Here is a 15,732-nt window from a genome sequence, read left to right on the forward strand (position 1 = left end):
CCCTTCACAGGGTAGCCCACCTCTTTCTCTTCATACACAAACATTCAAATAATCAGGTACCAGATGCTCGTCAATGTAACGGATGCCATCCATTTTAAACATACCTCCCTACATACGGCCGCCACCCAAAGCCTGATACAACGTAATCACACCCTGAATTTCGGTAAAGCGGTTCGCCACTTGTGACAGTTGCGCGTTGAGCAACGTCTGTTGTGCCGTCAGCACTTCCAGATAAGTGGTGTTGCCATGCTTCATCAACAGGCTCGTGCTCTTGGCGGCTGTTTGCAAAGATGCCACCTGCTTGTCGTAGTAGTCGGCTTTCTCGCGGGCAGTCTGATACTTCACCAGTGCTTCGTTCACTTCCACACCTGCATTCAGCAAGGTTTGTTCGAAGCTAAGGCGGGCTTCCTCTTGCTGGGCTTTCGCTATTTTCAGCTGGGCGATGTTGGCGCCTTTATTAAATAGAGGCTGCGTCAGAGAAGCTACGGCAGAAGCCAGAAACTTACCCGGATTGACAATCATCCCCCCTGCACTATTAGTCCAGCCTGCGCTGCCACTCAACGTAATGGAAGGATAGAAAGCGGCACGGGCGGCATTGGTGGTGTAGAAAGCCTGCGCCAACGAGAATTCTGCGCTACGCACATCGGGACGGTTGGAAAGCATCTGCAAGGGAACACCTACGGAGAAGTTTTCCGGCAACTGCTGGTTCCCCAGTTTGCCACGCTGTATCTCATGGGGAGTTTCCGCCAGCAACAACGCCAGTGAATTCTCTGCCTGGTTGATTTGTTCTTTCAGGTCGAGCACGGTGGTACATATATTATAATAGGTAGCCTCCGTCTGTGCCAGTCCCGCCTCGTTCACCATACCGGCTTTTTTCATGGCACGAGTGGCGTTCACGCTTTCCTTCCAGGCAGCTTCGGTGGCAACAGCTATCTCATACTGCGAATCGAGCATCAACAAAGTGTAATAGGTGTTGGCAACAGATGCCACCAATTGTGTCTTTACAGCTTGTTCATATTCCTTGCTCTGCTCATAAGCAGCTTTCGCACGACGCTTTGCGGTGGTCACTTTTCCGAAAATATCCAGTTCCCACGAAGCGGTCACGGGCAAAGAGTAAGTCTGCGTCGCCTTTCCACGGTCGAAGCTGCTGGCAGCCCCTTCCGGCGCAAGGAATAAAGAAGGCAGATAAGACAGTTTGGACGTCAGCAAGGTAGCTTCCGCTTCTTTCACACGCAAGTGGGCAGTCTGCATATCGGTGTTGCGCACAAGTGCCGAGTCAATCAGACTTTGCAAAGACGGGTCGGTAAAGACCTCCCGCCACGAGAGGTTGCCGAAGTTTGCCGTATCGGCGACAGCAACTGACTCGCTGCCGTAAAGTCCTTCGGGAACTTCCGACACCGGTTTGTATTTATTATAGATACCGCAACTACTCAAAACGAGTGTTGCCGCGGACAGAATTATTATTTTTCTCATTCAACTATAAATTTATGATATAAACTAATGAGGAGGACAGATTCACTGTTTCCTAATTAAATGCTTATTTTATCTTTCAGACAGAAGAACAAAAGAACAAATATTGAACTTATGGTCAACGTTCCATTGCAACGATTGTATTCATTATATCAACCACATGAATTACATTGATTATATGACTACATCGACTTTATCTTTTACACTAATGTTCTTCTGTCTAAAAATCAGAATTACTCTTTTCCAGCCTTGGACTTTTCTTCCTCGCTCACTTTGATTTCCTCTTCAATCTGCCAATCATGCGTAGGGGCGCTCTGTACGGGACGGAAACGCTCCTGCAACCATTGGAAAGCGATGAACAAGGTTGGCACGATGAAAAGCAACGCCAGCGTACCGATAGTCATACCGCCAACTACTCCCGTACCCAATGAGCGGTTACCGTTAGCTCCTACTCCACTGGACATCATCAGCGGGAACAGACCGAAAATCATCGTCAAAGCCGTCATCAGAATCGGGCGCAAACGGGCTTTGGCCGCACTGACAGCAGAAGCAATCAGTCCCATACCGGCCTTACGGCGTTCGGCAGCATATTCCGTCAGCAAGATAGCCGTTTTTGCCAGCAGACCGATCAACATAATCAGCCCCGTTTGCAGATAAATATTATTCTCCAATCCGAACATCCAGGCGAAAAGGAAGCTACCCATCAATCCGCAAGGCACACTCAAAAGAACGGCGAACGGAATAATGAAGCTCTCATAAAGCGCGCTTAGAATGAGGTAAATCATCAGGAAGCAGATACCGAAAATAATCATCGTCGTACCGCTTTGCTGGTTTTCCTCACGGGTGATACCTCCGTAGTCATAGCCGTAACCTTTCGGAAGAGACTGTTCCGCCGTTTCCTGCACAGCCTTGATCGCGTCTCCCGTACTGTATCCATCGGCCGGCATCGCGTTCACCGCAATAGAATTATACATATTGAAACGGCTCAACGACTCCGCACCATAACTGCGGGTCAGCGTAACGAACTGGCTTAACGGAGCCATCTCACCATTAGACATACGTACAAAAGCGTTGTCGAGCGAAGTCTCGTCCAGACGGAACATCGGATCGGCCTGAATCATGACACGGTACACTTTAGAGAAACGGTTGAAGTTGGACACATACTGACCACCGTAGTAGCCGGACAGCGTACTCAGCACCGCGTCAGGCGTGATACCTGCACGCTTACATTTAGCCGCATCCACCTCTACCGTCCATTGCGGATAGCGCACGTCGAACGTCGAATAAGCCATTGCTATTTCAGGCCGTTGGTTCAACGCTCCCAAATATTGCTGGGTAGTGGTGAAGAACTCATTGATATCACCGCCCATCTTGTCCTGCATGTGGAGCTCGAGGGCATTACCCATACCGTAGCCCGGAATCATACCCGGTGAGATGGCGAACACACTGGCATCCTTAATATCAGCCGTACGGGCATACACCTGCCCGATCACCGACTGCACATTATCCGCGTCATCCGGTCGTTCGTCCCACGGTTTCAGCTTGAGAATCAGCATGCCGAACGAACTTCCCTGTCCTGCCAACAATCCGTAACCGGCCACTTTCTGCACGTGCTTCAGTTGAGGGATTGCCATCAAACGTTTTTCAATGCGTTCCATCACTTCATCGGTGGTCGACAACGAGCTACCTGCCGCCGTACTTACATTCACAAAAACAACTCCCTGATCCTCATCCGGCACCAGACTGGTCTTTGTCGTATTCATCAGGAACACAAGCAACACTACGGAACAAGCCAGCAACGACCATGTGAGCCATCTGCGCTTGATAAAGAACAACACAATCGTCTTATATTTATCCACCATCACATCGAAAGCCGAATTGAAAGACTTACGGAAACGTGCCGCAAAGTTGTTCTTCTGCGTTCCGTCTTCATTGATGTAAGGTTTCAGCAGCAATGCGCACAAAGCCGGACTCAAAGTCAACGCGTTGATGGCCGAGATGCCTACCGCAACCGCCATCGTCAACCCGAACTGTGTATAGAACGTACCGGAAGTGCCGCCCATAAAGGACACCGGAATAAATACCGCCATAAACACCAGTGAAGAAGTGATAACAGCATTACTGATACCTTTCATCGCGTCGATACTTGCCATATACGACGACCTGTAGCCCACATCGAACCGTGCCTGCACCGCCTCGACGACAATAATGGCATCATCCACCACCGTACCGATCACAAGCACGAGCGCAAACAGTGTCAACAGGTTGATACTGAATCCCGCTATCGCCATGAAAGCGAACGTACCTACCAGTGACACAACGATTCCGACCAAAGGAATCAATGTGGAACGGAAGTCCTGCAAGAAAACGTACACCACGAGGATAACGAGGATAATTGCCTCGATCAACGTCTTCACCACCTCATGAATGGAAGCGAACAGGAAGTCGTTGGAGCTCATCATCTGTGTCAGCTCCACTCCTTTCGGAAGATCCTTGCGTGCCTCATCGAGGAATCTGTCGATGTTCCGGTTTACTTCCGTCGCATTGGAACCTGCCGTCTGGAACACCATACAAGATATACCTGGATGACCGTCCATACCGCCGTGATAAGCGTAGCTGTCCTGTCCTAGTTGTATGTCGGCAATATCTTTCAGTTTCAACACCTCGCCATTATCGGTAGAACGGATGACGATGTCACCAAATTCTTCGGGGGTAATCAGACGTCCCTTGTACTTCATTGTATATTGGTACGTTTCATTCGAGTTCTCACCAAACGAACCGGTTGCCGATTCGATATTCTGCTCGGCAAGCACACCGGTGATGTCGGACGGAATCAGTTTGTACTGTGCCATCACATCCGGCTTCATCCAGACACGCATACTATATTCACCACCCATAATCATCATATCACCCACACCGGAAATACGAAGAATCTGTGGTTTCAGGTTGATGCTGATATAATTGGACAAGAAATTCTCGTCATAACTCTCGTCCGGGCTGGACAAAGAGAACATCTGCAAGATACTCGTCTGCCGCTTGGAAGTGGTCACACCGACCTGGGTGACTTCCGCCGGAAGCTGTCCTGTAGCACGCGACACACGGTTTTGCACGTTGACAGCCGCCATATCAGGGTCAGTGCCCTGCTTAAAATAGACGGTGATGCTCACCGAACCGGCATTGGTGGCGGAAGAAGTCATGTAGGTCATGTTCTCCACCCCATTGATCGCCTCTTCCAAAGGCGCGATTACACTCTTCTGCAACGTCTCCGCACTGGCACCATAATAGGTGGTACTCACCATAATGGTAGGCGGAGCAATATCGGGGTACTGCTCAACAGGCAGACTGAACAGCCCGATGATACCCACTACGACAATCGTAATAGAGATGACTGCCGATAATACGGGGCGTTCTATAAAGGTTCTTAAATTCATGAATGATTCCTCCTTGGTTTAATTTTCAGTAGTTGTTGCCGGAGACGTCATGGCTGTCTCTGCCGACTGGGGTTGAGCGGCCTTCGCCTTAACGGGAGTACCTTCACGAAGCAATCCTACGCCTTCGGCCACAATCACATCTCCCGGTGCCAGCCCTTCATCTACAATAAATTCCCGACCGCCATCGACGCGAGTCACCTGTACCGGGCTTGATTGAGCTTTACCGTCCACTACTTTATACACATATCTCTTATCCTGTATTTCGAAAGTGGCAGCCTGCGGAATGATCAACGCTCCCGTTTTCCGCACAGGGACAATCACATTACCCGCACCACCGCTATGCAACAATCCTTCCTTATTCGGAAAAACAGCACGCAGACTGACCGTACCCGTCGAACGATCGATCACTCCACTAATCGACTCGATCTGTCCTTGCTCGGGATAAGTCGATTTATCGTTGAGTTGCAGATCGATGGCAGGCATATTTTTCAGCGCCTCTTCTTTGGAACCGTATTGGCGGATGAGTCCCAGCAACTGATTTTCCGTCATGGAGAAATAAACATACATATCCGAATTGTCGGAAACCGTCGTCAGCGGTTGGGCAAGAGCGGAACTTACCAAAGCTCCTACACGGTAAGGCAATGTACCCACCACTCCGTCTGCCGGACTCTTCACAACCGTATAAGAAAGATTGTTGCGGGCACTTACTTCCTGCGCTTTTGTCTGCGCCAGCTGTGCCTTGGCAGCCAATAGGGAGTTTTTCGCCGTACTCAAATCGAAAGAGGAAACTACGTTCGCTTTATACAGTTCCTCTTTACTGTCATACGTCAGTTGTGCCGTAGCCAGAGAGGCTTTTGCCGATTCAACGTTTGCCACTGCCGTCTGCAAAGCAGCTTCATACGGCACCTGATCGATGATAAACAACGTCTGTCCGTTCTTCACGCGTTGACCTTCCGTCACACAAACTTTAGTCAGCGTACCACTCACCTGGGGATAAATATCAATATCCTGACGCCCGCGGATGGTTGCCGAGTAAGTGCTTGAAATCATCCGGTCGGCCGGAACAACGGTCATCACTTCGTATTCTGTTTCCATTTGTGCCGGGGGAGCCTGTTTACAGCCTGTCGCAGCAACCATACAGCAGAGCAACAATAATCCCTGCTTCATTTTACATACCTTTTTAATCATTTCTGTTACCTATTAAATATTTTTAAATGCGGCAAAGGTAGACTGTTTTCTTCATAGAAAACTGGACTTAGTATCTTCAGTTTTGTTCATTTTAGGAACATTAAAACCGATATTTAGTAAAAAAGTCCTATTTTTGCACCCAAAATAAGAATAACAATGGAATCAAAAAACTCTAACCTAGCCATACTTCGTGAACCGTTTGTTGCCGGAATGGACGAAAACCTGTCTCCAATTATGCAACGCCTGTGGAAACTGGAAGGGGGCGCCATCTATTTTTGCCGAAGCGGATGGGCACACGTCACGATTGACTTGAAAGACTATGAAATTGTCGAAAATACTCAAATCGTGCTCTTGCCGGGAACGATTATCCGTGTCAACGGCAGCAGCAGTGATTTCACAGCTTCTTTCTTCGGATTCCCCAAAGAAATGTTTCGCGAAGCCTGCCTCCGTTTCGAGCCGATCTTCTTCCGGTTCATCAAAGAAAAACCGTGCTATACACTCAAGGATGAAAACACAGGAGCAATCAACGGGTTAATACGTGCCACGACAGCTATATACAACGATCGTGAAAACCGTTTCCGCAACCAAATCGCCAAAAATCATCTCCAGTCGTTTATGCTGGATATTTATGATAAGTGTTACCGCTACTTCGACCGGCAGGAAATCGAAGGAGGAAGCCGGCAGGATGAAATCTTCAAGAATTTCATCGCACTGGTGCACGAAAACTGCATCGCTGAAAGGGAAGTAACCTTCTACGCCAACAAGCTCTGTATCTCCACCAAATATCTGACAGGTATCTGCAAGAGCGTGACGGGCGACGCCGCCAAAAAGATTATCGACGACTTCGCCATCCTGGAGATAAAAGTGCTGCTTCAATCCACCGGACTGACAATTCAGGAAATAGCCGACCGGCTCGGTTTTCCCGATCAGTCGTATCTAGGCAGGTATTTCAAACGACATGAGGGGATGTCGCCAAAGGAGTATCAGAGCAAATATTCTATCTAATAACAAAAATAGCACAGACGGGCGAGCATGGTGTATTTTTTCCACCTATACACCACTCCGCCTAAATTATTCTGCACTTTCATTGTCTTGTAATCCCTGATAAAGTTTGCTTTCCAGTTCTTCGATGGAAGGCAGTCCGGATTTTATATCGTGAGGGATTGATTTACCTAACTCATAATCGGAAATACCTATTGGTTTGCGCACATCACGTAAAGCATATTCAGCCATGATGCGATCTTTGTTCTGACAAAGAAGCAAACCAATCGTCTGATTATCACCTTCCCGGCAAAGAATATCATCTACTGCAGAACAATAGAAATTCAGTTTACCGATATATTCGGGTTGGAAGTCCCCTTTTTTCAACTCCACAACTAAATACCTGTGCATAAACACATTATACATCAAGATGTCAATATAGAAATCATTGCCGGACACTTCAATATGATACTGTCTGCCCATGAAGGCGAAGCCTGCTCCCATTTCGAGAAGGAACTTTTCAATATGCTTAACCAACCCTAACTCTACATCTCTTTCGTTATATTCGTCAGTGAAAGTCAGCATATCAAAAATATAGGGGTCTTTTAAGGTTTCTTTTACCTGCTTGGCTTGTATTTCCGGGAGAGTGGTATCGAAATTGTTTGCCAATGCTCCGTAAGTATGGTAGTAGTCCTGATTGATAGCTTCAATTAAGAAATTACGACTCCATCCACTCTTCAAACATTGAATCATGTACCAATAGCGGGCTTTCAGGTCTTTTACTCGTTGTATTAAAGTGATGTTGTGTGACCAGCTTAACTGTTTTATCGGCAATACTATGGAAGCTTCCTGCAAATGCGCAACCGCTGGTTGCGCATTTGTAAGTTGCTGATTATATTCATTATAGAATTGAATCATCACCTGACAATTTCTTTTTGAAAAGCCCTTCACTTTCGGATAATCATTCTTCAGGTCATTGGCAAGCTGTTCAAGTGCATTGTTCCCCCATCCTATCTGCTTCTGGCTTTCACAAAGAAGTTTGCCGATGTCCCAATACATAGAAAGCATTTCTTCATTAGCGGAATAAATCGCTTTTTTCTGTGCGAGTGCCACCCGTGCTTTGACTTGTTTAAGCAAAACAGCGTAGTTAAATATACTATTTTGAATTTCCATTTATTATTTTTCGTTTTAGATTAAAGACACTATAGGTTATTCCTACCCAAGCATCATTCAGCCGATTGCCTCAAAGCAAAGAGACCTTTCTTGGTAATAGAGTGGCAAATATAATGATAATTGAAGCATTACGGATGCACTATCCGATAAATTTGCCTGCCTTTTCCGTCATACCACAACTTTGTCACGAGTGCAAACTTATATTTATCCAGTTGGACGTTACTCCAGAAGACACAGAGAATATAAAGCCATTCAATTGCGGAAACGACGATTTGAATGGCTTTTTGTTGGAAGATGCCCGCTTTTACCGAGAGAAGTTAATTGAATGATAAAATATCCCAGACAACTATAGATATATTCTCTCCAAGTTCCTCCTATCAGAAACACCCTAACCGGAACATTGGCAGACCTTCTAAATTAGTCTTTCATCACAGTATATACCGCCACTTTCGTCGCCATCCGCCTCATCGCCCAAAGTGCACAAAGCAGGGAGCAGATGGCACAGACAACAAACGTTATTCCGGTAGATACAAGGATATTTCCTATACCAACCAATGGAGAAACAATGCCTCCGGAAGCGAAACAGAGGGCACCCAACAGGGCGGAAGCTGCTCCGGCATATCGCCGTTCGCTGTCCATGGCTAAGGTGGTGGAAGAAGTAAAGGTCAGTCCCATCATAAAGAGCAATGCGAACATCAGTAATTCATACGTCCAGAAGCTGCAACCGCTATACAAGGCTCCCATCAGGCAAAGCGACAAGCACAACATTCCTACACAACCGATCAGTGTCCCGTTTTCCGTGCGACGGAATTTTACGGAAAGAGCTGCCGCTACTCCGATAGCTACTGCATTCACTGCAAAACAAACACTAAAAGCCAACGGAGAAAATCCGTAATGTTGCTGCACGATGAAGGGAGAAGAGGCAATGTAAGCAAACAGGATGCCTTGCGCAAACGCCAGTTGCAGGACATAGAGCATATAACGGCGGTTATGAACGATCACACCGAAACTACGGAAAGTGGAAACGACACCTGTCTTCGAGCGTTGCTCCACAGGGAGCGATTCTTTAAAACGGATACAGCCTATCCACAAGAGTACTCCAATAAACAGCAAAATCACAAAAATTCCTTTCCATCCGATAGTCCCGGTCACCAACCCTCCGACTACCGGAGCCGCAACAGGAGCCACACCATTAATCGCGCCAATCACCGCCAGCATCTTGGCCAACTCCTTCCCCGAAAACTTATCAGTAGCCACCGAACGGGAAATAACGATACCGCCTGCTCCTCCGATTCCCTGCACCAACCTCAACGTTATAAACGAATAAATGTCCGGGGCAAAAAGACAGAACACTGTGGAAATGATAAATAGTATCATCGAAACGAGCAACAACGGACGTCGGCCGTATTTATCACTTAAGGGTCCGAAAAAGATTTGTCCCAATGCCAGCCCGATCATGCTCGTAGTAAGCCCTAATTGCACCATAGACGAACGGGTAGAAAAATAGTCTGTCATTGCTGGCAGACTAGGCAAATACATATCCGTAACAAAAGGTCCGAACGCTGACAACATACCAAGCAAAATCAGCAAAAACATCTTTGAGTTCTCCTGTTTTATCATTGTATTCATATTATTTACTATAACATTCATAATCAATCATTTAAATTCGGGGGCAAAGGTACACGTTTTCTATGGCTTACCAGTAGACTTAATCAGAACAAAACCGGCTCTTTTCAGAACAACCCTCTCTTTTCTTTGTATTAAAGTTCCATAACCTTGACAATCATGAATAGCAGGGCATGCATATATGAACTTACGTTCATGGGATGAGACTACTTTCCTCTACCCAACATACCATTCGACAATCGTTAAAAAACATTATATTTAGACATCTATAAGGTTACAACTTACCTGTTTTTTTTCATAATTTCGCAAATCCAAAATAGAAAACAGGTATTAAGATGAAACTAAGATATTATCAAATCGACATTCGTTACAAGAACAAAATGCATGACTTTCACGGTTGGGGTGTGGAAGTGCAAATTTGATAATTCGGTCTTCACTACAGAGAATTTACCATAGAAAATTCAAACTTCTACTATTAATTAAATTTCTTTTCACTTTATGAGCAAAAAAAGATGGCTCATAGTGCTGCTATACGCCGTACTTTGTAGCCAAAGACTGTTTGCCCAGACGCTTGACAAGAGAGTTTTGGGCATTAACGAAATGTTCCGTCTGGCAGACGAGAACAGTCAGAGTATTCAAACGTATAAAACGGGGGAAGAGGCAGCCAAAGAAGCTTTGAAAGCTGCCAAGTCACAACGTTTACCGGACATAGGGGCTTCACTTTCATTCAGTTACCTGGGTGACGGATATTTGTGGGACCGTGATTTCAAAAACGGGCAAAACATTCCTATGCCGCACTTCGGCAATAACTTTGCTTTGGAGGCACAGCAAGTGATTTATGCCGGTGGAGCCATCAACAGCAGCATTACTCTGGCAGAACTCGGGCAACAAATGGCTGCATTGGACTGGCAAAAGAACCGTCAGGAGATCCGTTTTCTTCTGACCGGCTATTATCTGGATTTATATAAATTGAATAACCAGTTGCAAGTGTTACAAAAAAATCTGGACCTGACGGAACAGGTGATCCGCAACATGGAATCACGCCGTACGCAGGGAACAGCTTTAAAGAATGATATCACCCGTTATGAACTGCAGAAAGAGACGCTTAAACTGCAACTGGCAAAGGTGCAGGATGCCTGCAAAATTATGAATCACCAACTGGTGACTACGCTACACCTGCCCGCCGGAACAGAAATCGTCCCTGATCCTACCTTGTTGGATGAGGAAGTAAAAGCACTGGCAGAAAACGACTGGCAAATGATGGCGGCCCAAAGTAATGTCGGCCTGCAACAAGCCCAGCTGTCTGTACAAATGAGCGAGCAGAAAGTAAAACTGGAACGTTCGGAACTGCTTCCCAAAATTGCTCTTGTAGCCGGAGAGCATTTGGACGGTCCTATCACGATTGAAGTCCCGGTACTAGATAACAACTTCAATTACTGGTATGTGGGTGTCGGCATAAAATACAACCTTTCTTCTTTATTCAAAAATAACAAAAAAGTACGTCAGGCAAAATTGAACGCACGCAGAGCACAGGAAGAATATTCATTGGCACAGGAACAAATAGAAAACGGAGTTCAGGCAAATTATGTCAACTTCCTCACTTCTTTTACTGACTTACGTACGCAGGAGAAAAGCGTAGAACTCGCCGACCAAAATTATAATGTTATCAGCAACCGCTATAAAAATGATCTCGCTCTGCTCACCGATATGCTCGACGCCAGCAACATGAAACTAAGCGCCGACCTCGGTCTGGTCAATGCACGCATCAACTTGATATACAGTTACTATAAAATGAAATATATCACACATACCCTATAGATTTTACGATTAGACAATTTGGATTGTAAATTAAGAGAATGAAATTACTTACTGTTTAAAATATAAATGATTATGATAGCTAGAAAAACCCAGAAGATTATATATAATATTGTGATAATCTGTCTTCTTATCGGTGGTATCACCTATGTTTGTTCCCGGTTCATTCACCTTGGAAACATTGAATATACTGATAATGCGCAGGTGAGACAACATATCACGCCAATCAACACTCGTGTTCCGGGGTTCATCAAAAAAATCTGTTTCGACGAGTATCAGCAAGTACACAAAGGCGACACGCTCCTTATCATCGAAGATACTGAATTTCGCCTCCGTGTGGCACAGGCAGAAGCTGATTTAGCTAATGCTACCGCAGGACGGCAGGCCACTACCGTCGGCATCGCCACTACTCAAAACAACTTGAGCGTGAGCGACGCAAGCATTGAGGAAGTGCGTGTACAAATGGAAAATGCAAGACGCGAACTGAATCGTTTCGAAAAATTATTGCAGGAAGATGCAGTGACAAAACAACAATATGACAACGTGCATACAGCTTACGAAGCTGCCAAAGCCCGTTATGAACAGGTGTCACGAGCTAAATTGTCTACATCTTTAGTGAAAAGCGAGCAAACCCATCGTTTAGGACAAAATGAGGCAGGTGTCCGCCTGGCAGAAGCTGCATTAGAGCTTGCCCGTCTGAATCTTTCTTATACAATCATCATTGCTCCATGTGACGGTACCACAGGAAAGAAAGAAATTTTGGAAGGCCAGCTGGTACAGCCGGGACAAACAATGGTCGACATCGTAGACAGCAGCGACCTGTGGGTAATCGCCAATTATCGCGAAACCCAGCTTCCGAATATCAAGGAAGGCGCAGAAGTGGAAATTACAGCGGATGCTGTGCCAAACATAACATTCAAAGGAGTAGTAGAATCTATTTCCGACGCAACAGGAGCTGCTTTCTCTATGATTCCACAAGATAACGCCACCGGTAATTTCGTCAAAGTGGAGCAACGTATTCCCGTACGTATCAGTCTGAAAGGAAACAAACCGGAAGATTTGAAACGTATGCGTGCAGGCTTCAACGTAGAATGTGAGGTGAAGTACTAACCGCTTCAACCCTTTATCGTTTTAATTATCAATTGCTTTAATTTTTAATTTCTAATCTTTAATTTTTATGAGCGCTCCTGTTCTGAACGGTCCTTTCGTTATGCCAATGTTCCGCAGCTTCGTACCGCGGAGGATGCAGCCGTGGATTTATCTTTTCATTGCCGTCACCTTCCAGTTATCGGGCGGTGTCTATCTGGGTGCATTGAATCAGATGATCGGCAGCATGGCACTGATGCGTGAGGATATTTTAATGTGCATGTACGCTAATCTGGCAGGTATGGCGATCTATTTCCCGTTATTGTTTCGCATAAAGTTTCGTTTTACCAATAAAACCCTACTCACGTCGGCAGCATTGGGAGTCTTACTCTGTAACTTGATAGCTCCACATATCACCTTCCTCCCACTGTTGTGGCTGATCTGTTTCATCGAAGGAATGTGCAAAATACAGGGAACTTTTGAATGTATGTCCAACATTCAGTTATGGATGACCCCTAAACGGGATTTCACGGTTTTCTTTCCCTGGCTTCATATTGTAATTCTGGGAAGTATTCAACTGTCCGACCTGATTACGACTTATTTAATGTATCACTACCACTGGACATATATGAATCTGTTCATCGCCGGATTAATGCTGATCGTCCTGCTGATTCAGTTTACCTGTGTGAAACATTTCAGGTTCATGCGTAAATTTCCCCTGTTCGGTATCGACTGGCTGGGTGGAGTGCTCTGGGCCGCCTTATTAGCGGAAATCGCCTTCCTCTTCAACTACGGAGACTGGTATGACTGGTGGAACAGCCCGGTAATCCGCCAACTGACTATCGTGATTTTCATCACTTTGGGTATCTGTATTTGGCGTATGATGACAATCCGCCATCCTTTTCTCGAACCGAAGATGTGGACTTATCGCCACTTTTGGTCCTTATTAGGACTAGTCACATTAGTGGAAGCGTTTCTTGCAACCGAGCATGTATTAGAAGAAGTCTTCTACGAAGAAGTGATGAAATATGAAGAACTGGTCAGTTCACAACTCGACTGGTTTGCCATTATCGGTATCGTTTGTGGTTGTGTATTCTCTTATTGGTGGATGCACATCAAACAATACAACTATGTGCGCTTGATTATTGTCGGCTTCGTTGGGCTGATCGGTTATCTGATCGGTTTTTACCTGACTCTATCTACTGATATACATATTTCACAACTCTACTTGCCAACGGTATGCAGGGGATTTGCCTATGCTGTTTTAAGTGCCACTTTCATGGTGTGTCTGGAAGAAACCATGACATTCCAGCATTTCTTTCAGGGGTTAAGTGTATTCAATATGCTGCACATGGTAGTTGGCGGTGTGTTGGGTTGTGCAGTCTATGCGCAGGGATTGGCCTATTATGTTCCGGATAACCTGGCTCGTTACGGTTCGGCCATCGATCATGTGTCTTTCAGTAGCAATCCGTTTAACCTCGGGCATTATATGGAAGAGTTTATCAGTCAGATGATGGAAATAAGCATCAAACAAATTTATGGCTGGGTGGCTTATGCCTGTATCTTCCTTTTCCTATTATTATTGCTTTATGATTTTCCGGTTCGCCGTTCATTGAAAAGCATACCAAGTTGGAGAGACGTGGCAAGAGAGGTAAAAAACACATTTTGGCGGACAACGCATACACCGTCCGGAAAAGAAAAATAAAAGATAACCTATCCACCTATTGACTATATAGCACTACATCATAAAAAGGATAGTTCATACCGATTCATTACGAAAACCAACTTTCGAAAAGCACCGGTGTAAACTATCCTTTTTTCAGACCTGTTCTTTATTATATCTTTATAAAGATCCGCTTTTTGTACAAGACCCACACAATCAAATAATTGAGTCCGATAAACAGAAGTCCGTAAATCAGAGAGGCCAAATAAGCGTCGGGAAGAATGAGCCGGATGGAGGCATAAATCCTCCCTTGCAGACTAATTCCACCAACTGTGATAACCTCGAGTAGAGTAGCCAACACGCCGGCCACCACATAGATGAACAACGGATTCGTGCCAAAAACATGGAAAGGATACGCCCATTTCTGTTTTTTACGAATATCAATAAGCCAGGTGAGAAGCACAAGAAATAAAGAAGCAAAACCACAGGTTACCAAGACAAAAGTCGGACTCCATACCTTTTTATTCAACGGGCAACCGTAACTAAGCAACCATCCGGCAAATAAAAGAACAATACCAAGTATGGATATCTGTAACAACCGGTGATGAATTTCTGTCTTCTCCCGCAAGATATTTCCGCAGAAATAACCTATTATCACTTGCGCAATACACGGCAAGGTACTTAACAGCCCTTCCGGATCGAAAAAGATACGTCCGCCGTCCGGCAACCACTCCCGGTACAGATGAGTTTCTCCGAACAATGTTCGGTCTGTAACGGCAATAATATTCTGCTCGGATAGTTCAAAGCCGTGCCCCAAAGCCAATAGAACAGCATAGCCTATCAGAATAATCGCGGAGATCCATGCCAGATTTGCCGGACGCCGGACACTCATAATCAACAAGGAACCAAAGAAGTAAGCTAACGCCAGTCGTTGCAACACACCTAGAATACGTATCTGTGAGAAAGGCTGTTCCACCCCCGCACACACCAACGAAAACCAGGAAAGAAAAAGTCCCAACAAGAATAAAATCACTGTGCGCCGCACCAGTTTGGTGATAAAACTACGGCTGAAGTGATGGTCGAACCTGGATAAAGCAAAGCTCATAGAAACACCCATGATAAACATAAAGAATGGGAAGACTAGGTCTGTCGGTGTCAGTCCGTTCCATTCGGCATGGCGCAAGGGCGCATAAACAGACTCCCACGTACCGGGGTTGTTCACCAAAATCATTCCGACAATGGTGATTCCCCGAAGCACGTCTAATGAAAGTAAACGTTCTGATTTCATATCATTCTGAT

General features: G+C 45.6%; 10 protein-coding genes. 4 read left to right on the plus strand and 6 right to left on the minus strand.

Translation table 11 applies throughout. The features are described 5' to 3' along the window. Nucleotides 1-108 precede the first annotated feature (108 nt). The 3 genes from GD631_RS21035 to GD631_RS21045 form a co-directional block, all read right to left on the minus strand. Entirely contained in the window at nucleotides 109-1,473 is a 1,365-nt protein-coding gene (locus tag GD631_RS21035; RefSeq protein WP_143257938.1) for a TolC family protein, read from the minus strand. 230 nt (nucleotides 1,474-1,703) lie between these two features. Further along, a complete protein-coding gene (locus GD631_RS21040; protein WP_143257937.1) occupies nucleotides 1,704-4,901 on the minus strand; it encodes an efflux RND transporter permease subunit in 3,198 nt (1,065 codons plus the stop codon). 18 nt (nucleotides 4,902-4,919) lie between these two features. After that, nucleotides 4,920-6,089 carry an efflux RND transporter periplasmic adaptor subunit gene (locus GD631_RS21045; protein ID WP_143257936.1) on the minus strand — a complete coding sequence of 390 codons (1,170 nt, stop codon included), beginning with the start codon at nucleotides 6,087-6,089 and terminating at the stop codon, nucleotides 4,920-4,922. A gap of 156 nt (nucleotides 6,090-6,245) precedes the next feature. On the opposite strand from GD631_RS21045, the gene GD631_RS21050 reads away from it, so the two are divergent. Further along, nucleotides 6,246-7,094 carry a helix-turn-helix domain-containing protein gene (locus GD631_RS21050; protein ID WP_143257935.1) on the plus strand — a complete coding sequence of 283 codons (849 nt, stop codon included), beginning with the start codon at nucleotides 6,246-6,248 and terminating at the stop codon, nucleotides 7,092-7,094. A 66-nt stretch (nucleotides 7,095-7,160) separates the two neighbouring features. Here GD631_RS21050 and GD631_RS21055 read toward each other — a convergent pair whose 3' ends face one another. After that, the gene (locus tag GD631_RS21055; RefSeq protein ID WP_143257934.1) at nucleotides 7,161-8,243 is read right to left on the minus strand and encodes a PDDEXK nuclease domain-containing protein; all 1,083 of its coding nucleotides are present in this window, start codon (nucleotides 8,241-8,243) and stop codon (nucleotides 7,161-7,163) included. Nucleotides 8,244-8,660: 417 nt separating this feature from the next. Continuing rightward, nucleotides 8,661-9,872 carry a multidrug effflux MFS transporter gene (locus GD631_RS21060; RefSeq protein WP_185911532.1) on the minus strand — a complete coding sequence of 404 codons (1,212 nt, stop codon included), beginning with the start codon at nucleotides 9,870-9,872 and terminating at the stop codon, nucleotides 8,661-8,663. 495 nt (nucleotides 9,873-10,367) lie between these two features. Between GD631_RS21060 and GD631_RS21065 the strand changes: the two genes are divergently transcribed. The 3 genes from GD631_RS21065 to GD631_RS21075 all read left to right on the plus strand — a co-directional run bounded on the left by GD631_RS21065 (nucleotide 10,368) and on the right by GD631_RS21075 (nucleotide 14,475). After that, the gene (locus tag GD631_RS21065; protein WP_143257932.1) at nucleotides 10,368-11,687 is read left to right on the plus strand and encodes a TolC family protein; all 1,320 of its coding nucleotides are present in this window, start codon (nucleotides 10,368-10,370) and stop codon (nucleotides 11,685-11,687) included. A 72-nt stretch (nucleotides 11,688-11,759) separates the two neighbouring features. Continuing rightward, on the plus strand, nucleotides 11,760-12,794 hold the full coding sequence (locus GD631_RS21070; RefSeq protein WP_143257931.1) for an HlyD family secretion protein: 1,035 nt from the start codon (nucleotides 11,760-11,762) through the stop codon (nucleotides 12,792-12,794). Between the two features lie 67 nt (nucleotides 12,795-12,861). After that, entirely contained in the window at nucleotides 12,862-14,475 is a 1,614-nt protein-coding gene (locus GD631_RS21075) for a hypothetical protein (RefSeq protein WP_143257930.1), read from the plus strand. A 130-nt stretch (nucleotides 14,476-14,605) separates the two neighbouring features. Here GD631_RS21075 and GD631_RS21080 read toward each other — a convergent pair whose 3' ends face one another. Continuing rightward, nucleotides 14,606-15,721, minus strand: coding sequence for an acyltransferase family protein (locus tag GD631_RS21080; RefSeq protein ID WP_143257929.1), 1,116 nt, complete (start codon nucleotides 15,719-15,721; stop codon nucleotides 14,606-14,608). Between the last annotated feature and the right edge of the window lie 11 nt (nucleotides 15,722-15,732).

It is taken from the genome of Bacteroides luhongzhouii (assembly GCF_009193295.2).
Taxonomy (GTDB): domain Bacteria; phylum Bacteroidota; class Bacteroidia; order Bacteroidales; family Bacteroidaceae; genus Bacteroides; species Bacteroides luhongzhouii.